This is a genomic window from Enterobacter cloacae complex sp. (assembly GCF_900322725.1).
Classification (GTDB): domain Bacteria; phylum Pseudomonadota; class Gammaproteobacteria; order Enterobacterales; family Enterobacteriaceae; genus Enterobacter; species Enterobacter quasihormaechei.
On the sequence record NZ_LT991957.1, the window covers coordinates 4206830 to 4230250 of the forward strand.

General features: G+C 57.6%; 24 protein-coding genes. 12 read left to right on the forward strand and 12 right to left on the reverse strand.

Annotated features, from left to right (window positions below; translation table 11 throughout):
* Positions 1 to 7: 7 nt before the first annotated feature.
* The gene (locus DBR02_RS20750) at positions 8 to 643 is read right to left on the reverse strand and encodes a helix-turn-helix domain-containing protein (protein WP_107535297.1); all 636 of its coding nucleotides are present in this window, start codon (positions 641 to 643) and stop codon (positions 8 to 10) included.
* A 201-nt stretch (positions 644 to 844) separates the two neighbouring features.
* Here DBR02_RS20750 and DBR02_RS20755 point away from each other — a divergent pair, with 201 nt between their 5' ends.
* Complete coding sequence (locus DBR02_RS20755) at positions 845 to 2821, forward strand: alkyl/aryl-sulfatase (protein WP_107535298.1); 1977 nt, start codon at positions 845 to 847, stop codon at positions 2819 to 2821.
* 53 nt (positions 2822 to 2874) lie between these two features.
* Here DBR02_RS20755 and DBR02_RS20760 read toward each other — a convergent pair whose 3' ends face one another.
* Positions 2875 to 3627 carry a hypothetical protein gene (locus tag DBR02_RS20760; RefSeq protein ID WP_063866783.1) on the reverse strand — a complete coding sequence of 251 codons (753 nt, stop codon included), beginning with the start codon at positions 3625 to 3627 and terminating at the stop codon, positions 2875 to 2877.
* Between the two features lies 1 nt (position 3628).
* Entirely contained in the window at positions 3629 to 3826 is a 198-nt protein-coding gene (locus DBR02_RS20765; RefSeq protein ID WP_107535299.1) for a hypothetical protein, read from the reverse strand.
* Positions 3827 to 4084: 258 nt separating this feature from the next.
* Between DBR02_RS20765 and DBR02_RS20770 the strand changes: the two genes are divergently transcribed.
* Genes DBR02_RS20770 through DBR02_RS20805 form a run of 8 tightly spaced genes read left to right on the forward strand, consistent with a single transcriptional unit; the run spans position 4085 to position 9965 of the window.
* The gene (locus DBR02_RS20770) at positions 4085 to 4519 is read left to right on the forward strand and encodes a nuclear transport factor 2 family protein (RefSeq protein WP_063451410.1); all 435 of its coding nucleotides are present in this window, start codon (positions 4085 to 4087) and stop codon (positions 4517 to 4519) included.
* The gene (locus DBR02_RS20775; protein WP_064910585.1) at positions 4516 to 5235 is read left to right on the forward strand and encodes an SDR family NAD(P)-dependent oxidoreductase; all 720 of its coding nucleotides are present in this window, start codon (positions 4516 to 4518) and stop codon (positions 5233 to 5235) included. The genes DBR02_RS20770 and DBR02_RS20775 overlap by 4 nt, the downstream gene beginning before the upstream one ends.
* Positions 5232 to 6491, forward strand: coding sequence for an NAD(P)/FAD-dependent oxidoreductase (locus DBR02_RS20780; protein WP_107535300.1), 1260 nt, complete (start codon positions 5232 to 5234; stop codon positions 6489 to 6491). Before DBR02_RS20775 ends, DBR02_RS20780 begins: the two co-directional genes overlap by 4 nt.
* Position 6492: 1 nt before the next feature.
* Positions 6493 to 7215: a DUF1365 domain-containing protein gene (locus tag DBR02_RS20785; protein WP_107535301.1), complete on the forward strand. Its 723-nt coding sequence runs from the start codon at positions 6493 to 6495 to the stop codon at positions 7213 to 7215.
* Positions 7212 to 8432 carry an SAM-dependent methyltransferase gene (locus DBR02_RS20790; protein ID WP_107535302.1) on the forward strand — a complete coding sequence of 407 codons (1221 nt, stop codon included), beginning with the start codon at positions 7212 to 7214 and terminating at the stop codon, positions 8430 to 8432. The genes DBR02_RS20785 and DBR02_RS20790 overlap by 4 nt, the downstream gene beginning before the upstream one ends.
* Positions 8429 to 8914 carry a DUF2878 domain-containing protein gene (locus tag DBR02_RS20795; protein WP_063866778.1) on the forward strand — a complete coding sequence of 162 codons (486 nt, stop codon included), beginning with the start codon at positions 8429 to 8431 and terminating at the stop codon, positions 8912 to 8914. The genes DBR02_RS20790 and DBR02_RS20795 overlap by 4 nt, the downstream gene beginning before the upstream one ends.
* Positions 8911 to 9435, forward strand: a complete 525-nt coding sequence (locus DBR02_RS20800) for a hypothetical protein (protein ID WP_107535303.1) — start codon at positions 8911 to 8913, stop codon at positions 9433 to 9435. The genes DBR02_RS20795 and DBR02_RS20800 overlap by 4 nt, the downstream gene beginning before the upstream one ends.
* Entirely contained in the window at positions 9432 to 9965 is a 534-nt protein-coding gene (locus DBR02_RS20805; protein ID WP_107535304.1) for a DUF3833 domain-containing protein, read from the forward strand. Before DBR02_RS20800 ends, DBR02_RS20805 begins: the two co-directional genes overlap by 4 nt.
* On the opposite strand, the gene DBR02_RS20810 is transcribed toward DBR02_RS20805, so the two are convergent.
* Together DBR02_RS20810 and DBR02_RS20815 are read right to left on the reverse strand one after the other, a co-directional pair.
* Positions 9962 to 10420, reverse strand: a complete 459-nt coding sequence (locus DBR02_RS20810; RefSeq protein WP_107535305.1) for a DMT family transporter — start codon at positions 10418 to 10420, stop codon at positions 9962 to 9964. The genes DBR02_RS20805 and DBR02_RS20810 overlap by 4 nt on opposite strands.
* Positions 10421 to 10424: 4 nt before the next feature.
* On the reverse strand, positions 10425 to 10859 hold the full coding sequence (locus DBR02_RS20815; protein WP_003857304.1) for a DMT family transporter: 435 nt from the start codon (positions 10857 to 10859) through the stop codon (positions 10425 to 10427).
* A gap of 98 nt (positions 10860 to 10957) precedes the next feature.
* Here DBR02_RS20815 and DBR02_RS20820 point away from each other — a divergent pair, with 98 nt between their 5' ends.
* The gene (locus DBR02_RS20820) at positions 10958 to 11890 is read left to right on the forward strand and encodes a LysR family transcriptional regulator (protein ID WP_107535306.1); all 933 of its coding nucleotides are present in this window, start codon (positions 10958 to 10960) and stop codon (positions 11888 to 11890) included.
* Between the two features lie 3 nt (positions 11891 to 11893).
* Here DBR02_RS20820 and DBR02_RS20825 read toward each other — a convergent pair whose 3' ends face one another.
* Together DBR02_RS20825 and DBR02_RS20830 are read right to left on the reverse strand one after the other, a co-directional pair.
* Complete coding sequence (locus tag DBR02_RS20825) at positions 11894 to 12922, reverse strand: methionine synthase (protein ID WP_063866773.1); 1029 nt, start codon at positions 12920 to 12922, stop codon at positions 11894 to 11896.
* A 27-nt stretch (positions 12923 to 12949) separates the two neighbouring features.
* On the reverse strand, positions 12950 to 13924 hold the full coding sequence (locus tag DBR02_RS20830) for a DUF1852 domain-containing protein (RefSeq protein ID WP_107535307.1): 975 nt from the start codon (positions 13922 to 13924) through the stop codon (positions 12950 to 12952).
* Positions 13925 to 14093: 169 nt separating this feature from the next.
* Between DBR02_RS20830 and DBR02_RS20835 the strand changes: the two genes are divergently transcribed.
* Positions 14094 to 14633, forward strand: a complete 540-nt coding sequence (locus DBR02_RS20835; protein ID WP_063451397.1) for a DUF2058 domain-containing protein — start codon at positions 14094 to 14096, stop codon at positions 14631 to 14633.
* Positions 14634 to 14640: 7 nt separating this feature from the next.
* On the opposite strand, the gene DBR02_RS20840 is transcribed toward DBR02_RS20835, so the two are convergent.
* Together DBR02_RS20840 and azoR are read right to left on the reverse strand one after the other, a co-directional pair.
* Positions 14641 to 15327 (reverse strand): RluA family pseudouridine synthase, encoded by a 687-nt coding sequence (locus DBR02_RS20840; protein WP_107535308.1) that lies wholly within the window; start codon positions 15325 to 15327, stop codon positions 14641 to 14643.
* Positions 15328 to 15417: 90 nt separating this feature from the next.
* Positions 15418 to 16023, reverse strand: coding sequence for an FMN-dependent NADH-azoreductase (gene azoR / locus DBR02_RS20845; protein WP_063451395.1), 606 nt, complete (start codon positions 16021 to 16023; stop codon positions 15418 to 15420).
* A gap of 204 nt (positions 16024 to 16227) precedes the next feature.
* Between azoR and hrpA the strand changes: the two genes are divergently transcribed.
* Positions 16228 to 20130 (forward strand): ATP-dependent RNA helicase HrpA, encoded by a 3903-nt coding sequence (gene hrpA / locus DBR02_RS20850; RefSeq protein ID WP_107535309.1) that lies wholly within the window; start codon positions 16228 to 16230, stop codon positions 20128 to 20130.
* Between the two features lie 82 nt (positions 20131 to 20212).
* Here hrpA and DBR02_RS20855 read toward each other — a convergent pair whose 3' ends face one another.
* The 3 genes from DBR02_RS20855 to DBR02_RS20865 all read right to left on the reverse strand — a co-directional run bounded on the left by DBR02_RS20855 (position 20213) and on the right by DBR02_RS20865 (position 23404).
* Positions 20213 to 20872, reverse strand: coding sequence for an O-methyltransferase (locus DBR02_RS20855; RefSeq protein ID WP_107535310.1), 660 nt, complete (start codon positions 20870 to 20872; stop codon positions 20213 to 20215).
* Between the two features lie 73 nt (positions 20873 to 20945).
* A complete protein-coding gene (locus tag DBR02_RS20860; protein WP_107535311.1) occupies positions 20946 to 22325 on the reverse strand; it encodes an efflux transporter outer membrane subunit in 1380 nt (459 codons plus the stop codon).
* Positions 22322 to 23404 (reverse strand): HlyD family secretion protein, encoded by a 1083-nt coding sequence (locus DBR02_RS20865; RefSeq protein ID WP_107535312.1) that lies wholly within the window; start codon positions 23402 to 23404, stop codon positions 22322 to 22324. Before DBR02_RS20865 ends, DBR02_RS20860 begins: the two co-directional genes overlap by 4 nt.
* Positions 23405 to 23421: the final 17 nt, after the last annotated feature.

Consider the following 23421-nt stretch of genomic DNA (forward strand, 5'->3'; position numbering starts at 1 on the left):
GCTGAGCTTAATACGCTTCCGGCAACGGCCGGTCAATCGACACCAGCTTTCCGCGCTTCACGGTGATATACCCCCCGGCTTTCAGATCTGCCAGCACGCGAAAAACGTGCGTTCGCGACAGGTTGGTGCGCTTGATGATAAACAGCGCCAGGCCTTCATTTTCGCCCGTGTGGGTTTCCTGCCGATAGAGATAGCGGTACAGCATGTGTTTGATGGTCTGGTAGCTCGTGACCTGTCCGCGCTCGTTGTGCAGATCGATAGTAAAAATCGACATGAAGGTCAGAATAGTGGTCAGTGCATGCACGCGTTCTGGCCCGCCGTGCAAAAATAGCTGGTCGAAATCGGCGTAGGGAATTTTTACCAGTTTCACCTTCGCACTGCTGCGATATTCAAATTTCGCTAGCGGGCAATAGCGTTCCATTAGCCCGATGGGCATATATTCAATGGTATTGCCAATATTCAACCCATCTTCAGGCATTAATATCGTCAGAGAACCTTCGGTACAGAAATAAATATAGCCGGGCTCGACGGCTAACTTTTTATTTGCGGCAACGGTTAGCGCTTCTCCTGAAGACAGGATTTGTGGAAAAAAGCGCCCAATATTGAGCTGCTGATAATAGGTATGGATGTCCTGAAAATTCACGCTAGGCCTCGTCCCGCAACGACTGTCGTCGCATCGAGTATAGCAGGAGTCGCGTCCTGATGACGAGACAACCTCATACCAGTCCCATATGGGACTATGATGGGAAAGTATTCTGTTTAGAATGGTCCTCAATGAGTTCGCATTAAATTATCCGCCAGCAGTAAATATCCGGGCGGCGCAATTAATCTATGAGGCCATTTAATGAAATTAACGATAATCGCTAAGCAACTGGCGCTGGCCGGTGTGTTAACATCGCTTTCGCTTTCTGCATGGGCTGAAGTGCAGCCGCAGGATGCCACACCCACGACCCAGCAGGCTAATAACGCCCTGTATAATAAACTGCCCTTTGCCGATAAAACCGACTTTGAGAACGCCCATAAGGGCTTTATCGCTCCGTTGCCGCAGAACATGATCAAAGGCGAGCAAGGAAACGTTATCTGGAATCCGGCGAAGTATGACTTCGTGAAAGAGGGTGAAAAAGCCCCGGATACGGTGAACCCGAGCCTGTGGCGCCAGTCACAGCTGATCAACATTGGCGGACTGTTTAAGGTCACCGACGGCGTGTATCAGATCCGTAATCTCGATCTCTCCAACATGACCATCATTGAGGGCGAGAAGGGCATTACCGTTATCGACCCGCTACTAAGCGCTGAACCGGCGAAAGAAGCGCTGGATCTCTACTATGATAATCGCGGCAAGAAGCCGGTGGTGGCGGTGGTGATCACCCATAGCCACGTTGACCACTACGGCGGCCTGCGCGGCGTGGTTGACGAAGCCGACGTGAAGTCAGGCAAAGTGAAAATCTACGCGCCGGATGGCTTTATGAAAGAGGCGGTTTCCGAAAACATTATGGCCGGGAACGCGATGAGCCGCCGTGCCAGCTATATGTACGGCAACCTGCTGAAGCCTGACGCAAAAGGCCAGGTGGGTGCGGGCCTTGGCACCACCACCTCTGCGGGTACCGTCACCCTCATCCCGCCGACCAACTACATCACCCATACCGGTCAGGAAGAAGTGATCGACGGTTTGACCTACGACTTTATGATGGCGCCGGGTTCGGAAGCCCCGTCGGAGATGCTGTGGTACGTCAAAGAGAAGAAAATGATCGAGGCCGCAGAGGACGTGACCCACACGCTGCACAACACCTACTCTCTGCGGGGCGCGAAAATTCGCGATCCGCTGGCCTGGTCTAAGTACATCAACGCCGCCATTGAGCGCTGGGGCGCGGACGCGGAAGTGATTATTGCGCAGCACCACTGGCCGACCTGGGGTAACGAGAATATCGTCAAGCTGATGAAAGGCCAGCGCGATATGTACCGCTACATCAATGACCAGACCCTGCGTATGGCCAACAAGGGCCTGACCCGCGATGAAATTGCCGCAGAATTTAAGCTGCCGGAATCGCTGGAGAAGCAGTGGGCGAGCCGCGGTTACTACGGCTCCGTTAGCCACGACGTCAAAGCCACCTACGTGTTTTATCTCGGCTGGTTCGACGGCAACCCGGCAACCCTCGACGAGCTGCCGCCTGAACAGGCAGCGAAGAAGTTCGTGCAGTACATGGGCGGCGCTGATGCCATTATGCAGAAAGCCAAAGCGGATTATCAGCAGGGCAATTACCGCTGGGTTGCCCAGGTGGTGAGCAAAGTGGTCTTTGCCGATCCTAACAACCAGGCGGCACGTAATCTGGAAGCCGATGCGCTGGAGCAGTTAGGTTATCAGGCGGAAGCGGGCACCTGGCGTAACTTCTACCTGACGGGCGCGCAGGAGCTGCGAAATGGCGTGAAAAAGCTGCCGACGCCGAACACCGCCAGCCCGGATACCGTGCGTGCGATGACGCCAGAAATGTTCTTCGATTACCTGGGCGTGCACATCAACGGGGTGCGTGCCGGTAACGCCAAAGCGGTGTTTAACGTCGATCTCGGTAAGGATGGCGGCAAATACAAGCTGGAGCTGGAAAACGGCGTGCTGAACCATACCGCCAACGCGCAGGCGAAGGATGCCGATGCGACCATCGCGCTTGACCGTACCACACTTAACGACATCATCCTGAAGAAAGAGACGCTGAAGCAGGCAATGGACAAGGGTGACGTGAAGGTGAGCGGAGACGGGGCGAAGCTGGAAGAGATGCTGAGCTACATGGATACGTTTGACTTCTGGTTCAATATCGTAACGCCGTAAGTTTAGGTTTCATCCTCTTAATCCTGGCGCCTTAGAAATAAGGCGCCATTTTTTTATTCACGCATCGCCAGCGCGCTCGCGCTTGCGGGGTCGAATAGCGAAATACTCTCAATCTGGTCCAGCATGATCACCTTACGGAAATCCATGGCGCTTTTTGGCTCTGAGTCGAGCGTCACCTCATGCTCGGCGTACCATTTGCTGTAGTTGTGTTCAATGCACAGCTGCATGTTTTTCCCGTCACGATAGCCGCTCAGCATCGGAATAAGCACAATATTGGCGGTTTTTTCATACTCCAGCGTGGCGGTATGGATCATGCCAATATAAATCCGCCGCGATTTCAGCGTGACGTGCGCCAGCTCGCCTTCTTCCATGCACTGATAGAGCAGCTGTTCGATACCGCTCGACTGCGCCAGCCGCTTGTACAATTTTTTCCGGCCTTCGCCGTCGAGCCGCGCGCTGCCGGCCCAGTTCGAGCGGTAGAGACAGAACAGAATCGCAAAGGCCAGCATTACCACTACCGGGGCCTGAATACCCAGGAAGCTCCAGTTCATAAAATCAATTTGCCAGTCGGCATATTTCGCAGACGTGAAATGGAAGGTGTTATCGGCGGCGGAAAGGGCGAACAACAGCAGCCACAGCAGGCCGGTGGCGATTACCCCCTGAAGGACGAAAATACAGCCATACAGCGCCACGAGAAAATAGACGTCCCAGCCGAAAGAACGCTTAATTTTGAATCGCGTTGACAGGTCGCGGCTGGTGTACCAGTACCCGCATACCATCAATACCATAAATATTGCCGTTCCCATCTCAGGCCCTCTTTAGCGCGTTGACATGGCGCAGAAAGTCCTGCCGTACCTCGCTGCTTTTGTAGTTAACCGAGGCGTTTCCATCCTGGTCGATAATGATGCGGTCGCCATCCTCTACGGCTTCGATAATTTCCTGGTGACTCATGACCTGCAACAAAGATTCCGGGCTGGAAAAGAGCGCCATCAGTAAATTTTTCATCGCGTGACATCCTTATGAATTAAAAGGATAAGTCTGGAGGATAAATGGCACTTTTGCCTTAAGGTTATCCCTAAAAAAGCGGGCTTCGGTGAGGGTGTCTAACTTTTATCAAAAAATGGCGCTGCGCGGGCTGCATTTAACCTGTTGATAATAAGCGACAATAAAAAATATATTCTCCTGAACTTGGACAAATAACGCCAATTGTGTAAGTTTTAATTATGCGATTTCGCTACGTTGTTTACAGCCAGGATGTGACCCATGAGCACGTTGCCGTCCGTCATCAGTCGGTTCGTTGATTACTACACCACGCTGGATACCCAGCCACCCTCGGCGCTGGCGGAGATTTATCGCGCCGATGCCACGCTTATCGATCCCTTTGGCGAACACAGCGGGCTGTTCGCGCTTCAGCGCTATTTCACCCATCTGCTGGCTAACGTTCAGCACTGTCGCTTTACCGTCGATGCACCGTTGCAGCAGGGCGAGCGCTTTGTTGTCACCTGGATTATGCACTGGTCGCACCCGCGTATCGCCCGGGGGGCAATGCGGCAACTGCCGGGCTGCTCCGTGGTAGACATGTGCGACGATCGCATTGTTCGCCAGCGCGATTACTACGATGCCGGAGAGATGATTTATGAACACCTCCCGGTGCTCGGCTGGGCCGTACGCGGCGTTAAGCGGAGAGTGAAATCATGAAAACGGTTCTGATTACCGGCGCAAGCTCGGGGATAGGGGCAGGGCTGGCGACATCTTTCGCCGACGACGGCTACCGGGTGATTGCCTGCGGGCGCGATGCGCAACGCCTGGCGGACCTGCATCAGCACAGCCCCAATATTACGGTGCGCCTGTTCGATATGACGGACAGGGACGCCTGTCGCCAGGCGCTGGCGGACTGTGCTGCCGATACGGTGATCCTCTGCGCCGGAACCTGCGAGTATCTCGATCGCGGCGAAGTGGATGCCGCGCTGGTGGAGCGGGTGATGACCACCAATTTCATGGGGCCGGTAAACTGCCTTGCCGCGTTGCAGCCGCAGCTGGTATCCGGCAACCGCGTGGTGCTGGTCAGCTCGATGGCGCACTGGCTTCACTTCCCCCGGGCCGAAGCGTATGGCGCCTCCAAGGCGGCGTTAACCTGGTTTGCCGACACGCTACGCCTCGACTGGGAGCCGAAAGGGATTGCCGTCACGGTCGTTTCACCCGGTTTTGTCGACACGCCGCTAACCCGCAAAAACGATTTTCCGATGCCGGGCCGGGTTAGCGTGGAGCAGGCCGTCAGCGCCATTCGTCGCGGTCTGGCAAAAGGGAAAGATACTATCGCGTTTCCCGCCGGGTTCAGCCTGGCGCTGCGCCTGCTTTCCGGCCTGCCCAACGTACTTCAGCGCGCACTGCTGCGCAGGATGGTGCGGCCATGAAGATTGCAATTATCGGCAGCGGCATCGCCGGATTAACCTGTGCCTGGCGGCTCGCCGGACATCATCAGGTCACGCTGTTTGAAGCGCAGGCTACGCCGGGCGGCCATACCGCAACGGTAGATGTTGACACCCCGCAGGGAACGTATGCCATCGACACCGGTTTTATCGTCTATAACGACCGCACCTATCCGCGCTTTATGGGGCTGCTCAGCGAGCTGGGCATCAGCGGGCAAAAAACGCAGATGAGCTTTTCGGTGCACAACCCGCAGAGCGGGCTGGAGTATAACGGGCATACCCTGACGTCGCTGTTCGCACAGCGTCGTAACCTGCTGAACCCCGGCTTCTGGACGCTGCTGAAGGAGATCGTGCGCTTTAACCGGCTGGCGAAACAGACGCTTGAGGGCGACGTTAGCGAGTCCGCCACGCTGGAGACGTTCCTGCGCCAGCACCGCTTCACGCCTTTTTTTGCCCGTCACTACATCCTGCCGATGGGGGCGGCGATCTGGTCATCGTCGCTACAGGAGATGAAACGGTTCCCGCTGCCGCTCTTTTTACGCTTTTTCGACAACCACGGTTTGCTGGATATCACCCATCGTCCGCAGTGGTACGTGGTGCCGGGCGGCTCCCGGGAGTACATCCGCGCGCTGATGGACAAGCTTGGCGATCGCCTGACGCTGCACCTCAACGCGCCGGTTCAGAAGGTTGTTCGCCACGATCGCGGCGTCGACATTGAGCGGGAAGGTGTTACGCATACCTTCGATCAGGTGATCTTTGCCTGCCACTCGGCACAGGCGCTGGCGATGCTCGCCAGCCCGACGCAGGCCGAACGCGAGGTGCTGGGGGATATCGGCTGGCAGCGTAACGAGGTGGTACTTCACAGCGATCCGCGCTGGCTGCCGGTGCGCGACCGCGCCTGGGCCAGCTGGAACTATCGCCTCAGCGAGCAGGATGATGCCAGCGCCTGCGTTACCTACAACATGAATATTTTACAGGGGCTGCCCGCCGGCAGTCCGCTGTTTTGCGTCACCCTCAACCCGGAAACGCCGGTGGATGAGCGCTTTTTGCTGCGCCGCTTTGTCTATGAGCATCCGCTTTTTAACCCGAAGAGCTGGCATGCCCAGGCCCGGCGCGGCGAGATAAACGGTCGCCAGCGGAGCTGGTTCTGCGGCGCGTACTGGTACAACGGCTTTCACGAAGATGGCGTGCGCAGCGCGCTGGACGTGGTGAATGCTCTCGCGGCCGGGGAGGGCAACTGAGATGAACAGTTGCCTTTACCACGGCGCATTGCGCCATCGCCGTCTTACGCCGAAAGCGCACCATTTTACCTATAGCGTGTTTATGGCGTGGCTCGATCTCGATGAGCTGGACAGACTGCCCTCCGTCGGCGTGCGGCGAAACCGCTTTGCGCCCGCGGCCTTTTATGATGCGGATTACCCGCTGGGCACGCCGCTCAAAGAGCGCGTCCTTGAGCGTCTGGAAAAGCTGACCGGCGAGCGCCCGGCGGGGCGGATCATGCTTCTGACGCAGCTGCGATATTTCGGCTTTCATTTTAACCCGGTCAATTTTTACTACTGCTATGACGGCGAAGACACTCTGCGCTGGGTTCTCGCCGAAGTGCGTAACACGCCGTGGAATGAACGGCATTACTACGCCGTGGCGGGGCAGGACGCTCCGCCGACGGAGAAAGCATTTCATGTTTCGCCCTTTAATCCGATGGACATGGTTTACCACTGGCGCTTCAACAGCCCGGACAGCACGCTGCGCATGCATATTGAAAACCATCAGGAAACGAAGGTGTTTGATGCCACGCTGACGCTACGCCGGGCACCGCTGACGCGTGGGGCGCTGCGGGCGATGCTGGTGCGGATCCCGTTGATGACCCTTAAAACCGTTTTTGCTATTTACTGGCAGGCGCTCAGGCTGTGGCTCAAGCGCGTGCCGCTGCATAACCATCCCCTCAGCAGGAGTGAACGATCATGACCGATCCCGTCTTTGCGCTTGAACCCGATATCCCGCGCAACGCTCGCGTCGCGCGCTGGTTGCTTTTTCGCCTGCTGAACGGCCTGCGCGGAGGCTCGCTGACGCTCCGTGAAGGGCCGCAGACGTTCCATTTCGGCGACGCGTCCGCCGCGCTTCACGCCGAAGTGCAGGTGCGATCTCCGGGCGTCTACTGGCGCATTTTAACGGGAGGCAGCCTTGCCGCGGCGGAAGCGTGGATGGATGGCGACTGGGAGACGGCCCACCTGACGCCGCTGCTGGAGCTGATTGCGCGCAATACCCAGATCCTCGGGCAGCTGGAAAAAGGGTTTCGCCTGCTCGCGAAGCCGGTGGAGCGGCTACGGCACTGGGCGCGGCGCAACTCCCGCGCTCAGGCGCGTGAAAATATTGCCGCCCATTATGATCTCGGCAACACCTTTTACGCCCATTTCCTTGATGAGCAACTCCTGTACTCCAGCGCGCTGTTTACCGGGGAAGATCAGGATCTGGCGGCGGCTCAGCAGGCAAAAATGGCGAGGCTGTGCGACCAGCTGGCGCTCACCGCAAACGACCATCTGCTGGAAATTGGCACCGGCTGGGGGGCGATGGCGGAGTACGCCGCCCGTCACTACGGCTGTCGGGTGACCACCACCACGCTGTCGCAGGAGCAGTACCACTGGGCCACCGCGCGGATCGCGCGGGCAGGCTTGCAGGATCGCGTTGAGGTGCTGCTCTGCGACTACCGCGATCTGACCGGGGTGTACGATAAGCTGGTGTCGGTTGAGATGATCGAAGCCGTCGGCCAACGCTACCTGCCAACGTTTTTCCGCACCTGTCAGGCGCGTCTGCGTCCAGGCGGGAGGATGGCGATTCAGGCCATCACCATTCAGGATCAGCGCTACCGCGACTACAGCAAAAGCGTCGATTTTATACAGCGCTACATCTTCCCCGGCGGCTTTTTGCCCAGCATCACCGCCATGAATGACCTGATGACACGCCACACGGATTTTGTGGTGCGTAACCTCTTTGATATGGGGCCGGATTACGCCCGTACGCTCGCCCACTGGCGGCAGCGCTTCATTCACGCCTGGCAGGAGATAGAAAAGCTCGGGTTTGATGAACGGTTCCGCCGGATGTGGCTGTACTACTTCGGCTATTGTGAAGCCGGGTTTAACGCCCGCACCATCAGCGTGGTGCAGCTCACTGCGGAACGCGTATGAAGCGCTACGGGCAGGTCTTTTTGCTGGCCATCGGGTTCGATCTCTACTGGACGCTGGTGGTGCTGTTTCGCGAGCAGGGTCTGGTCATCTGGATCGCGCTGGCGGTGCTTGCCTGGCTGCTGTTACCGCCTTCGCACCGGCTATACGCCATTGTGCTGGCTGCGTCGGGCGCGCTGCTTGACGCTCTCTGGGCGCTGACCGGGCTGATTGCCTTTACCGGTGCGTCGCTAATGCCGCTATGGATGGTCGCGCTGTGGCTGATGTTTGCCTGCGTCTGGACGCAGCTAACCCGCACGACAACGCTGCCGGGCTGGCTGCTGACGGCGCTGGCGACCGTGGGCGGGCCGGTGGCCTACCTGATCGGCGAGCGTCTGGGGGCCATAACGTTCCTGGAACCGACCTTTATCGTCGTCAGCTGGATGATCCCGGGCTGGCTGGTGTTGATGCTGTTTTTCCACCTGCTGATGGGGAGACAACAATGAGAAATCTGTTATTCATGCTCGCGCTGACCCTATTCACCTGTAGCGTGCAGGCGGCAGACTGGCTGAGCTGGCGCAAGGTGGGCGACGCCACGCTCACCTGGGGGCCGCTTACCGTCTACACCTCTCAGCTTCTGACGCCCGACGGGCGCTACGCGGGGATAGACAGCGATAACGCGCTGATTATTACCTACGCCCGCGACATTGCTGCCGACGACCTGGTCGAGGCGACCCGCGACCAGTGGCAGGCGCAGGGCATTTTGCAGCAGGAGCCGCAGAGTGAAGCCTGGCTACGCATGCTGTCCACGCTCTGGCCCGACGTCACGCCCGGCGCGCAGCTTGCGTTTGTGCTGAAGGACGGACAGGGGCAATTCTGGTATCGCTCTACAGCGTCGCAGAAAAACTTTACGCCACTCGGGCCACGCCAGTCGGCAGCGTTTAGCTCGCGCTTTCTGGCGATCTGGCTCGATCCCCGCACCGAGTATCCTGAACTGCGTCAGCAGTTAATCGGAGGACCAAAATGAAACGTTTCCTGTTAATGGCGCTTGCCCTGACGATGCTGGTGGCCGGATGCAGCACCGAGGTGACAGAGTATCGTCAGCAGCAGCCGACGCTGGATATTTTCACCTATTTCCAGGGGAAAACCGAGGCGTGGGGGATGGTTCAGGATCGCAGCGGTAAGCAGATCCGCCGTTTCCACGTCGAGATCGCCGGCGATGTTATCGGCGATACGCTGACCTTGAACGAGCATTTTGTCTACGACGACGGCGAGAAGCAGCAGCGCGTGTGGCACATCCGCCGCGTTGGTCAGAATCGCTACGAGGGCACGGCGGGTGATATTGAGGGTGTGGCGTCAGGCCGGGCGGCGGGCAACGCCCTTAACTGGCGCTACAGCATGAACGTGAAGGCGGACGGCAAAACCTGGCTGTTGCACTTCGATGACTGGATGTATTTGCAGGACGGCACCCATCTGTTCAATAAGACCGAGATGAAGAAATTTGGCGTCACCGTCGCCACGGTGACGCTGTTCTTTACCCGCAAAGAGGGCGGTTAATCCTCTTCGGGCTGAGGTTTACTGCTTGAGTAGATGAAGAAGAGCGCAATACTCAGGCAGACCACGGCCCCCAAACGGCTCATTGAAAACGGAATGGCTTCATTGTTCAGCCAGCCAAAGTTATCAATCAGCATGCTCATGGCCAGCTGGCCCAGGATCACCGCTACCGTGGCAACGGCGGTGCCGATGCGCTGCACCGCGAGCACCATAATCACGATATAAGGCACGCCGCACAGGGCGCCCAGAAGCTGCCATTTGGGCACATCCATCAGGCTGACCGCCTGTTTCGGCTCAAAGAAGAAGATGAGCAGGGCGGTCACCAGCGCGCCGACGGAAAACGTCAGAAACGCGCTTTTGAAAACCCCCACGCTGCTGCCTAATTGCCCGTTAATCGCAGCCTGAATGCTCAGCGTCGCGCCGCCAATCACGGCCAGAATAATCATAATTACTGTCATAACGTTACCCCTGAGCCACGAGAATGAGCGCCGCAATGATAAACCCCAGCGCAATAATGCGTTTCGTATCGATCCTGCGGTGCGGCGTACCCAGCAGGCCATAGTGGTCAATAATCAGGCTTTTAAATACCTGACCGGCCAGAATGCCAATCATCGTCATCGCGATGCCGATCGCCGGGGTGGCAATGGTGAGAATGATGACGTAAACCGGACCGAGCACGCCGCCGAGCAGATGCCATGACGGTTGCGCAAAAAATGAGGGGCTGTTGCGCGGGCTGAAAAACAGCATCAGCAGAAACGTCAGCCCCGTTCCCACGCTGAATATGCTGAACGCAGCCCACAGATCGCCTACCTCCGCGCCCAGCGGCCCCAGCAGCCCGGCTTCCACGGACAGCCCCATGCCGCCGGCAATCACCAGTAAAATTAAAATAATGTGCATAACGCTTTTTCTCCTTTTTCCAGGCGGAGAAGATTACGTCTGAACATCATTGAGAAAAATGCCATAATGCAGGAAACACCTGTGCAGGAAATGCATTAATGATGGATGCCGGACATATCAGCATTCGCGCGCTGCTGATCTTCATTGACGTATACGAAACGCAAAATTTTTCCGTGGTCGCGCGGCGGGAAGGGATCTCCGCGTCGCAGGTTTCACGCGTGATCCACCAGCTTGAGGACGCCCTCGGGCAACAGCTGTTCTACCGCAACACGCGGGCGATTATGCCCACAGAGAGCGGACATCTTTTTGTTCGCTATGCGCGGGCGATGGCCGGGAACCTGGAGGATGCGCGACGCGAGCTGGATGAACGCGCCCGCGAGCCGTCGGGCACGCTGCGCATCAATGGCCCGGTCTTTTTCGGACAACGGCATATCGCGCCGGGCCTGCCTGGGCTGCTGGCGCGTTATCCCCGTCTCTCCGTTGAACTTACCCTCACCGACGATTTTATCGATCCTCACCGCGACGCCGCGGACGTTATCTTTCGCATCGGCGCGCTGACGGACTCCTCGTTTCACGCGCGGGTGTTTGGGCAGCAGTTCTACCATCTGGCGGCCTCGCCGGACTATCTGCGCAAACATGGCGCGCCTGAGGGGCCGGACGATCTTAGCCGTCACCGCTGTCTGGTGTACCGCGGATCGTCCGGGCCTAACCGCTGGCTGATCCGGTCGCCGGGCGAGGCGTGGATTCACTATCCCGTCGTACCGTTGATGACCTCCAATAACGCGGAAACGCTCCTGATTTCGGCGCTGGGCGGCATGGGCATTGTGCTTTTCCCCGACTGGATGGTGAGCGAGCGGCTGAAAAGCGGTGAGCTGGTGGCATTGCTGCCGGAGAGGGAATGTTCAATCAATACGGAGCCGCTGACGATTGCGGCGATTTACCCGAACGCGCGTCATCCGCCCCTGAACGTCAGGGCGGTGATTGATTACTATATTGAACGGTTCGGTACGCCGCTGTACTGGCAAACCTGAGGATTAACGGGCAAGCTCGCGGCGGAGGATCTCTGCCCCGGCGCTTAACGCCTTGAGCTTACCGTTGGCAACCTGGCGGGAAAGGGGAGCCATGCCGCAGTTGGTCGACGGATAAAGCTTGTCTGCATCCACAAACTGCAACGCCTTGCGCAGCGTATCGGCGACCTCTTCCGGCGTTTCGATGGTTTGGGTGGCGACGTCAATCGCCCCGACCATCACTTTTTTACCGCGGATCAGCTCCAGCAGATCCATCGGCACGCGCGAGTTGTGGCACTCCAGCGAGATGATATCGATCTTCGAGGTCTGCAATTTAGGAAACGCCTCTTCATACTGGCGCCACTCGGAGCCGAGCGTCTTTTTCCAGTCCGTATTAGCTTTGATGCCGTAACCGTAGCAGATATGTACTGCGGTTTCGCACTTCAGCCCTTCAATGGCCCGCTCCAGCGCGGCGATACCCCAGTCGTTCACCTCGTCGAAAAAGACGTTAAAGGCCGGTTCATCGAACTGAATGATGTCAACGCCTGCCGCTTCCAGCTCGCGCGCTTCCTGATTGAGGATTTTAGCGAACTCCCAGGCCAGCTTTTCGCGGCTTTTATAGTGGGCATCGTAGAGCGTGTCGATCATGGTCATGGGGCCGGGCAGCGCCCACTTGATCGGCTTGTCCGTAAGCTGGCGCAGGTACTTCGCGTCGTCAACGAACACCGGTTTCTGGCGCGCTACCGCATCCACCACGGTCGGCACGCTCGCATCATAGCGATTACGGATGCGCACCGTCTGGCGGTTCTCAAAATCCACTCCGCTCAGATGTTCAATAAAGGTGGTAACGAAATGCTGGCGGGTTTGTTCGCCATCGCTGACGATATCAATCCCCGCGCGGAGTTGCTCGTCCAGAGACAAACGCAGCGCATCCTGTTTCCCTGCCAGTAATTCGTCGTCCTGTAATTTCCACGGCGACCAGAGCGTTTCCGGCTGCGCAAGCCAGGTGGGTTTCGGCAGGCTGCCAGCCGTCGATGTCGGGAGCAATGTTTTCATAAGTAGAAACCTTTTATCCGTATTAAATTAAAGCGTGAAGTGCTGAGACCACTGCTCAAGAAGGGTTTTATAGGGTTTGATAAACCGCTCTTCGGTATATTTCCCCTGCTCAATGGCCAGACGGCTGCGCTCTTCACGGTCATAAACGATTTTGGTTAATGAGTGATCCTGCTGATTCAGGTCGGGCTGATAGCACTGCCCTGCGGCGGAATTAGCATTATAAATTTCCGGGCGATAAATCTTCTGGAACGTCTCCATCGTGCTGATGGTGCCGATCAGCTCCAGATTGGTGTAATCACGCAGTAAATCGCCGGTGAAGAAGAAGGCAAAAGGCGCGACGCTGTTCTCAGGCATGAAGTAGCGAACCTTAAGGCCCATTTTGGCGAAATACTGCTCCGTCAGCGACTCGCCGTCCGGCTGGTACTCCAGGCCCAGCACCGGATGGTGGTTACCGGTGCGGCGGTAGGTGTCTTTGCTGGAGACGCTCAGGCAGATCACCGGCGCTTTTTTGAAGTTCTCCCGATATTCCGCAGAATGCACAAAGCACTTAAAAATATTGCCGTGCAGCTCACCGAAATTCTCGGGGAGGGTAAAACGGGATTGATCTTTATTGTGCTCCAGCAGCAGGACGCTGAAATCATAGTCACGGACATAGGATGAGAAGTTATTCCCGACGATGCCCTCAATGCGCTCGTCGGTCTTTTTATCCACAATCGTCGTTTGCAGAATTTCGATGGCCGGGAAGGTAAATTCCCCGCCAATATTCATATCGACCGATACAATCTCCAGCTCGACGGCGTAGCGGTCCGCCTTGGGGTTATCCCAGCTCGCCAGCGCGTTAAAGCGATTGTTGATCATCACCAGCGTATTGCGCAGGTTTTCCTGACGCTTCTCCCCACGGGCGAGGTTGGCGAAGTTGGTGGTCGTGCGCGTGTTTTCTGACGGGTTATAGTTTTCATCAAAGCAACTGCGCTTAAGGGTAAATGTAAAAGCCTGACTCATTTTCGTTATGCATCCTAAGTTCATGTTGCCGGGACGTTATCAATGCATAATTTATGCCTGAGCCACTGGCGCAGGGGAAGTGACTTAATTTCACTGCGTCATGAGGGTTCTTCATGAACTGCGCAATTCAGGTATAATCCCCCGACATTTCCAACCGGTTTAAACGATCATGACAAAACTCACCCTACAAGAGCAGATGCTGAAAGCGGGCTTAGTCAGCAGCAAAAAGATGGCGAAGGTCCAGCGCACGGCAAAAAAATCCCGCGTCCAGGCTCGCGAGGCGAGAGAAGCCGTTGAAGAGAATAAGAAAGCGCAGCTTGAGCGTGACAAGCAGCTGAGCGAACAGCAAAAACAGGCGGTGCTGGCTAAAGAGTTTAAGGCGCAGGTGAAGCAGCTGATTGAGATGAACCGCATCACCGTGGCGAGGGGCAACATCACCTTTAACTTTACCGACGGCAACCTGATCAAAAAAATCGATGTCGATAAGCAGACACAAACCCAGCTGATTAACGGTCGTCTGGCCATTGCCCGTCTGGTGATCAACGCGAATGGCGACTGTGAATATGCGATTATTCCGGCGGTGGTAGCGGATAAAATTGCCCAGCGCGATGCAGACAGCATTGTGCTAAACAGCGCGCTGAGTCAGGAAGAACAGGACGAAGACGATCCGTACGCAGACTTCAAAATCCCTGACGATTTAATGTGGTAAACCTGTTTCAAAATGGCGCGGCGTGACGGGCATTCATGGTCTCGCCGCTCAGCGGATGCATAAAACTCAGAACGCTTGCATGCAGCATCAGCCGGGGCGTTTCTTCAGCGCCCGGCCATTCCAGACCCCCATACAGATCGCACCCTAATATAGGGTGGCCTAACTGCTGGCAGTGAATGCGCAGCTGGTGGGTGCGCCCGGTCTCCGGGATAAGTTCCACCCGCGTTAACGGCATTTTCGTATCCTGGTATACACGTTCCACCACCCGGTAGCGGGAGCGGGCGGGTTTACCGGTCAGTGAACAGATCGTCATCAGCGGAAACAGCGCCGGATCTTTGGCAATCGGCGCGTCCACTGTCCCTTCATCCTCTTCCACATGTCCGCACAGCAGGGCGGTGTAAACCTTGCTGACGGCGCGCTGGCTGAACTGGTGACAAAGAGCGGCGTTAATCACCTTGTTACGCGCAATGACCATCAGGCCCGAGGTGCCAAAATCTAGGCGATGCACCAGCGTGCAGCCAGGAAAGGTTTGCACCAGACGGTGGTGAACGGAATCGCGGTTTTGCGGATTTTTCCCTGAAAGACTAAGCAGGCCGGAAGGTTTGTTGATCAGCAGCAGATGTTCGTCCTGCCAGAGGATCTCAATGTCGTCGTGACAGGGTGGTGCAATAAAAGTATCGATAATGACAGACATCAGGCCGCCCGGCTGGAGAGTGGGTGCGGATGATAACGAAATATGCAGGAAAAGAAAAACCCTCCCACCGGGCGGTGAGAGGGGGAGATCTTAGGCAGCGACCAGGCTGTCGATAGCGGCTTTCGCGTCGGACTGCGCTTTGGTAGCCACTTCCGGGCCGTAAGCGATACCTTCAGCGAACACAAAGTTCACGTCGGTAATGCCGATGAAGCCGAGGAACAGCGTCATGTACGGCGCCACCAGGTCGGTTGGGGTATCTTTGTGAATACCGCCGCGGCTGGTCAGGACGATAGCGCGTTTACCTTTTACCAGACCTTCCGGGCCGTTCTCGGTGTAACGGAAGGTTACGCCAGCGCGCGCCACCAGGTCGAAGTAGTTCTTCAGCTGGGTAGGAATGTTGAAGTTGTACATTGGGGCGTTGATCACGATAACGTCGTGCGCCTGCAATTCAGCAATCAGCTCGTCGGAGAGCGCCAGGGCTTCCTGCTGACGTGGGGACAAAGGCGCATCGCTCGGACGCAGCGCGCCAACCAGCTCGCCGTCCAGCACAGGAATCGGGTTTGCCGCCAGGTCGCGAACGGTGATTTCATCCGCAGTATGCTGTTCGCGCCACTGCTCAACGAAATAGTCGGATAACTGACCAGACTGTGAGTACCCTGCCAGAATACTGGATTTCAACACTAATACTTTGCTCATGGGAAATTCCTGTTTTGTATTTGATTGAAGGGGGTTGCCCCGTTGCTTGTTGACACTTTATTCACAATCCTGCCACAGGGATAGCGCAATATATCGAAGTCTATGTTCGAATTTTTTGAATAAGGCGCGAAAAGCGCTGATGTGGTACTCTATAGCAATCATTAAAAAGAGATTTTATCCGGCAGTGCACTGCCCGTTAACGCTATGACAGAACAACAAAAATTGACCTTCCCAATGCTGATGCAGCAGCTTAATTCGCTGATGCTGCGCGACAAACAGCGGTTTGCGCGCCGCCTGCACGGCGTTAAGAAGGTTAAAAATCCTGATGCACAACAGGCTATTTACCAGGAGATGGCCAAAGAGATTGAACAGGCGGCAGGGAAGGTTGTGCTGCGCGAAGCCGCACGCCCGGAGATTACCTACCCGGAAAACCTGCCCGTCAGCCAGAAAAAACAGGACATTCTTGAGGCCGTACGCGACCACCAGGTGGTGATTGTCGCGGGCGAAACCGGTTCAGGTAAAACCACCCAGTTGCCGAAAATCTGCATGGAGCTGGGCCGCGGGGTGAAGGGGCTGATTGGCCATACCCAGCCGCGTCGTCTGGCGGCGCGCACCGTGGCGAACCGTATTGCCGAAGAGCTGCAAACGGAGCCGGGCGGCTGCATCGGCTACAAGGTGCGATTCAGCGATCGCGTCAGCGACAACACCATGGTTAAGCTGATGACCGACGGTATTCTGCTGGCGGAAATCCAGCAGGATCGTCTGCTGATGCAATACGACACCATCATCATCGATGAAGCGCACGAGCGCAGCCTGAACATCGACTTCCTGCTCGGCTACCTGAAAGAGCTGCTGCCGCGCCGTCCGGATCTGAAAATCATCATCACCTCCGCGACCATCGACCCGGAGCGCTTCTCAAAACATTTCAATAATGCGCCGATTATTGAAGTGTCGGGCCGCACCTATCCGGTGGAAGTGCGCTATCGCCCGATTGTTGAAGAGGCGGACGATACCGAGCGCGACCAGCTTCAGGCCATCTTTGATGCCGTCGACGAGCTGGGCAACGAGAGTTCGGGCGACATTCTGATCTTTATGAGCGGCGAGCGCGAAATCCGCGACACCGCCGATGCGCTCAGCAAGCGCGACCTGCGCCATACTGAGATCCTGCCGCTGTACGCGCGCCTGTCGAACAGCGAGCAGAACCGCGTGTTCCAGCCGCACGGCGGGCGCCGCATCGTGCTGGCGACCAACGTGGCCGAAACCTCGCTCACCGTGCCGGGCATCAAATACGTGATCGACCCTGGCACGGCGCGCATCAGCCGCTACAGCTACCGTACCAAGGTCCAGCGCCTGCCGATCGAGCCGGTATCGCAGGCATCGGCGAATCAGCGTAAGGGGCGCTGTGGCCGCGTGTCAGAAGGGATCTGTATTCGTCTCTATTCGGAAGACGATTTCCTGTCGCGCCCGGCGTTTACCGACCCCGAGATCCTGCGCACCAACCTGGCGTCCGTTATTCTGCAAATGACCGCGCTGGGGCTGGGCGATATCGCCGCCTTCCCGTTTGTGGAAGCGCCGGACAAGCGCAATATTCAGGACGGGGTGCGCCTGCTGGAAGAGCTGGGCGCCATCACCACCGACGAGCAGGCGACGGCCTACAAGCTAACGCCATTAGGCCGTCAGCTTAGCCAGCTCCCGGTTGATCCGCGTCTGGCGCGCATGGTGCTGGAAGCGCAAAAGCATGGCTGCGTGCGCGAGGCGATGATCATCACCTCGGCGCTCTCCATTCAGGATCCGCGCGAGCGCCCGATGGACAAACAGCAGGCGTCGGATGAAAAACACCGTCGCTTCCACGATAAAGAGTCTGATTTCCTGGCCTTTGTGAACCTTTGGAACTATCTCGGCGAGCAGCAAAAAGCGCTCTCTTCGAATCAGTTCCGCCGTCAGTGCCGGGTGGATTTCCTCAACTACCTGCGCGTGCGCGAGTGGCAGGATATCTATACCCAGCTGCGCCAGGTGGTAAAAGAGCTGGGCATCCCGGTGAACAGTGAACCGGCGGAGTACCGCGAAATTCATATCGCCTTGCTGACTGGCCTGCTGTCCCATATCGGGATGAAAGATGCCGATAAGCAGGAGTATACCGGGGCACGTAACGCGCGATTCTCCATCTTCCCGGGCTCCGGCTTGTTCAAGAAGCCGCCGAAGTGGACCATGGTCGCCGAGCTGGTGGAAACCAGCCGTCTGTGGGGGCGAATTGCCGCACGCATCGATCCGGAGTGGGTTGAACCGGTGGCGCAGCATCTGCTGAAACGCTCGTACAGCGAGCCGCACTGGGAGCGCGGGCAGGGCGCGGTGATGGCAACCGAAAAAGTCACCGTCTATGGCCTGCCGGTGGTCGCTGCGCGGAAGGTTAACTACAGCCAGATCGATCCGGCGTTAAGTCGCGAGCTGTTCATTCGCCATGCGCTGGTGGAGGGCGACTGGCAGACGCGCCACGCGTTCTTCCGCGAAAACCTGAAGCTTCGCGCCGAGGTGGAAGAGCTTGAGCACAAGTCCCGCCGCCGCGACATTCTGGTGGACGACGAGACGCTGTTTGAGTTTTACGACCAGCGCATCAGCCACGATGTGATCTCGGCGCGCCATTTCGACAGCTGGTGGAAGAAAGCCAGCAAAGAGGCCCCGGACCTGCTCAACTTCGAAAAGAGCATGTTGATCAAAGAGGGCGCGGAGTCGGTCAGCAAGCTCGACTACCCGAACTTCTGGCATCAGGGGAACCTCAAGCTGCGGCTGACCTATCAGTTTGAGCCGGGCGCGGATGCCGATGGCGTGACGGTGCACATTCCGCTGCCGCTGTTAAACCAGGTGGAAGAGAGCGGGTTCGAGTGGCAAATTCCCGGCCTGCGCCGCGAGCTGGTGATTGCGCTGATTAAGTCGCTGCCAAAGCCGGTACGGCGCAATTTTGTGCCAGCACCGAACTACGCCGAAGCCTTTTTAGGCCGCGTCACGCCGCTGGAGCTGCCGCTGCTGGACGCGCTTGAGCGCGAGTTTCGCCGCATGACCGGGACCACCATTGACCGCGAGGACTGGAACTGGGATCAGGTGCCCGATCACCTGAAAATCACCTTCCGCGTGGTGGACGATAAAAACAAAAAGCTGCTGGAAGGCCGCTCGCTTTCGGAACTGAAGGACGCCCTGAAGGGCAAAGTGCAGGAGACCCTGTCTGCCGTGGCGGACGACGGTATCGAGCAGAGCGGGCTACATATCTGGAGCTTTGGTCAACTTCCGGAAAGCTACGAGCAGAAGCGCGGGAACTACAAGGTGAAAGCCTGGCCTGCGCTGGTGGATGAGCGCGACAGCGTGGCGATTAAGCTCTTTGACAATCCGCAGGAACAGCAGCAGATGATGTGGCGCGGGCTGCGTCGACTGCTTCTGCTCAACATTCCGTCGCCGATTAAGTATCTGCACGAGAAGCTGCCGAATAAAGCCAAGCTGGGGCTGTACTTTAACCCGTACGGCAAAGTGCTGGATCTGATTGACGACTGCATCTCCTGCGGCGTGGACAAGCTGATCCACGAGGCGGGCGGTCCGGTCTGGACGGAAGAGGGCTTTGCTCAGCTTCATGAAAAGGTTCGCGCCGAGCTGAACGACACCGTGGTAGAGATTGCAAAACAGGTCGAGCAGATCCTTACCGCCGTGTTCACTATCAACAAGCGCCTGAAAGGGCGGGTGGATATGACCATGGCGCTGGGGCTGTCGGACGTGAAGGCGCAGATGGCCGGGCTGGTCTATCGCGGTTTTGTGACCGGCAACGGCTTTAAGCGGTTGGGCGATACGCTGCGTTATTTGCAGGCGATTGAAAAACGTCTGGAGAAAATGGCGATCGATCCGCATCGCGACCGGGCGCAGATGCTGAAAGTCGAAAACGTGCAGCAGGCATGGCAGCAGTGGCTGAACAAACTGCCGCCGGCGCGTCGGGAGGATGACGATGTGCAGGAGATCCGCTGGATGATCGAGGAGCTGCGCGTCAGCTTCTTCGCTCAGCAGCTGGGCACGCCGTACCCGATATCGGACAAGCGTATCTTGCAGGCGATGGAGCAGATCTCCGGCTAAAACCTTTGCCCGGTGGCGCTGCGCTTACCGGGCCTACAGGAGAACATGTAGGCCGGGTAAGGCGTGGCCGCCACCCGGCTTTTTATCGTTCCACCATCGCCAGCGTAAACCCATCCCATCCCTTAACGCCCACCGTTTGCAGCGCGGTGGCGGTTAAGCGTGGGTTATCTCCAGTCATCTCGATAAACTTCCGTACCCCCTGCACGCGTGCATCGTCGCTTTGCCCGTTAACTACCTCGCCGTCGCGCACCACGTTATCGCCGATAATGACCGTGCCGGGACGGGAGTAGTGCAGCGCCCACTCCAGGTAGCCGGGGTTGTTTGGCTTATCGGCATCAATAAAGATCAGGTCAAAGGGCGGGACGTCACCGAAATTCTTGAGCGACTTTAGCGCCGGGCCTTCAATGAGTTCTATGCGATCGCCGAGTCCAGCAAGATGAATATTCTGTCGTGCAACTGCGGCATGTGTCGGGTCCGCTTCTAGCGTAATCAGCTTTCCGTCCGGCGTCAGGGCCCGCGCCATCCAGATCGAGCTATATGCACCAAGCGTACCGATCTCCAGAATGCGGCGGGCCTGCGTCATGCGGACAAACAGCGCCAGCAGTTGCCCCTGATTTGCGGCAACGTCGTGCTCGGGTAAACCGCCGCGTTTGTTGTTTTCAAGAATGTTCTGGAGAACCTCATCTTCAGGAATAAGCGATGAAATCATGTAATTATCTACTGAACACCACTGCTGTTGCATAGATTGACTCCTTGGGGGATCGCCAGATGCGAAGTGTAGGCCGGGTAAGGCGTAGCCGCCACCCGGCATGTTTTCACGCACTGGCCCAACCGCCGCCCAGCGCTTTATACAAATCAATTTGCGCCAGCAGCAGGTTATTTTTCACCTGTACCACGTTTGTCTGCACCGAGAATAAGGTGCGCTGCGCGTCAAGCACATCCAGATAGGAAGAGTACCCGTTGCGGTAGCGGTTTTGCGCAATCCGCAGCGTCTCCTGCGCGACCTGCTGCTGTGCCAGCAGCTCGGTAAGCTGTTCCTGATAGCGGGTGATGGCATCAAGGCTATCATTCACCTCGACAAACGCGTTACGTACGGTTTTTTCGTAGCTGTACAGCGCCTGATTGCGCTGGGACTGAGAAATATCCACCTGTGCATTCAGCGCCTGACGGTTCAGCAGCGGCGCAAGAATACTGCCGCCCACGCTCCAGAGCTGTAGGGGGTTATCCAGCAACCCCGACAGCGTGCGATCCTGCACCGATCCCGTGGCCGTGAGGTTGATCGACGGCAGCAGGCTGGCGCGCGATGACGCCAGCGTCGCGTCCGCCGCAACGAGCTGACGTTCCGCCTGGACGATATCCGGACGTCGGTTAAGTAACGTCGACGGCAGTTGTGAAGGCAGTTTCAGCGGCGTCAGGGCGTCGAAGCTTTCACCGCGCGGAACGTCACCCGGGTTGCCGCCAAGCAGCAGGCTAAGCGCATTCTCCTGTTGCGCAATCTGGTGCTGAAGAAGTGGAACCTGCGCGCGGGTGGCGCGCAGCTCAGAATCCGATTGCATCAGCTCAAGGCGAGAGCTATATCCCGTCTCAAACTGCCGTTTAGCAAGGTTAAACGCCTCTTCACGCGACTTCAGCGTGGAACGGGTCACGCGAAGCTGTTCATCCAGCGACAGCAGGGTGACGTACCCGGAGGCCACCGACGACGCGACGGTAAGATCTGCCGCCGCAGCCGCCGCTTTTTGTGCCTCCAGCGATGCTTCAGCGGCACGGGCGGTGCCGCGGTTTACGCCCCAGATATCCACGTCGTAGCTGGCGGTCAGGCTACCTTTATACAGCGTACCGTATACCGGAAGCCCGGTGGCGGCGGACTGCGAACGCCCGCGCGTTCCCGTTACGCCCGCATCTAGCGACGGAAACAGGCTGCCGTCGGCAGCGTACACCCGGGCCTGATACTCATTAATCCGCTCGCGGGCAATCAGCACGTCGCTGTTGTTCTTCAGCGCCTGTTCCACATAGCGGTTCAGATGGCTGTCGTGAAAATTGCGCCACCAGAGCTGCTCTGCCGGGCTGGTCGGCCCCGACGTGGCGCGCCACTGGGCCGGAATGTGCAGTGACGATGTGGCGGGCTCAACGTCTACCGACTGGCAACCCGCCAGGATAGCCATCATCAGCAGGCCAGCGATCGGGCGAAGCGTCATTGTTTCGCCTCCCTCGTGTCGATGGTGACCTGCACCGACATGCCAGGGCGCAGCAGCCGATAGTCCTCCGCCTCACCGAGTACCTCAATGCGTACCGGGATGCGCTGGGCGATTTTGACAAAGTTGCCCGTGGCGTTATCCGGGGTGATAGCGCTGAACTCTACGCCAGTGGCCGGGGAAATGCTCTCTACGCGCCCCTGATAGGCTTTATCGTTCAACGCATCGACGGTGAATTTCACCGGCTGGCCGACGCGTATATTCGCCAGCTGCGTCTCTTTGATGTTGGCGATCACCCAGTGCTGCGGCGGAACCAGCGTGGTCAAGTGCGTTCCGGCAGTCACGTACGCCCCCAGACGCACCGCAACCTGCCCGAGCTGGCCGTCGCGCGGGGCGACAATTCGGGTGTTTTGCAGATCGATCTGCGCCAGTTCAAGGGCGGCTTTGGCATTTTCAACGTCCGCTTCCAGCGAACCGCGATTAACGATGACCGTTTGTAAATCCTGGCGCGACATCTCAAGCGTCGCTTTTGCCTGATCGATATCGGCGCTACCCTGCGCGGCACTCGCCAGCGCTGCATCGCGCTCGCGGATGGACAGAGAGCCGTCTGCGGTCAGATCCTTCACACGCCTCAGATCCGCCTGGGTTTTCAGGCTTTGGGCACGGGCGTTTTTTAGCGCCGCCTCGTTTCTGGCAATCACCGCTTCCGCACTTTTACGCTGTTGCAGGTTGTTGTTCAGGGCAGCGATTTTCATTGCCAGCTGCGCCTCGGCCTGATGGACGCGCTGGCGATATATCCGGTCATCAATCTGCAACAGCAGATCGCCTTTTTTAACCTGCACGAAATCCTGAACGTGTACCTCGGTAATGTAGCCGTTTACCTGTGGACTGATGAACGTTGTCTGGCCGCGCACGTAGGCGTTATCGGTGAACTGCGCGTGACGCGTGAACGGAGGCAACTGCCAGGCATAAAGGATCACCAGCACCCCGACAATACCGATAGCCGCGGCGGTGAAAATGGACACGACGCGCACGTTTTTACGGGTGTTGGCCTGCTCTTTGGCGGCATCCTGCTGACTCATAACCTCTCCTGAAAAAT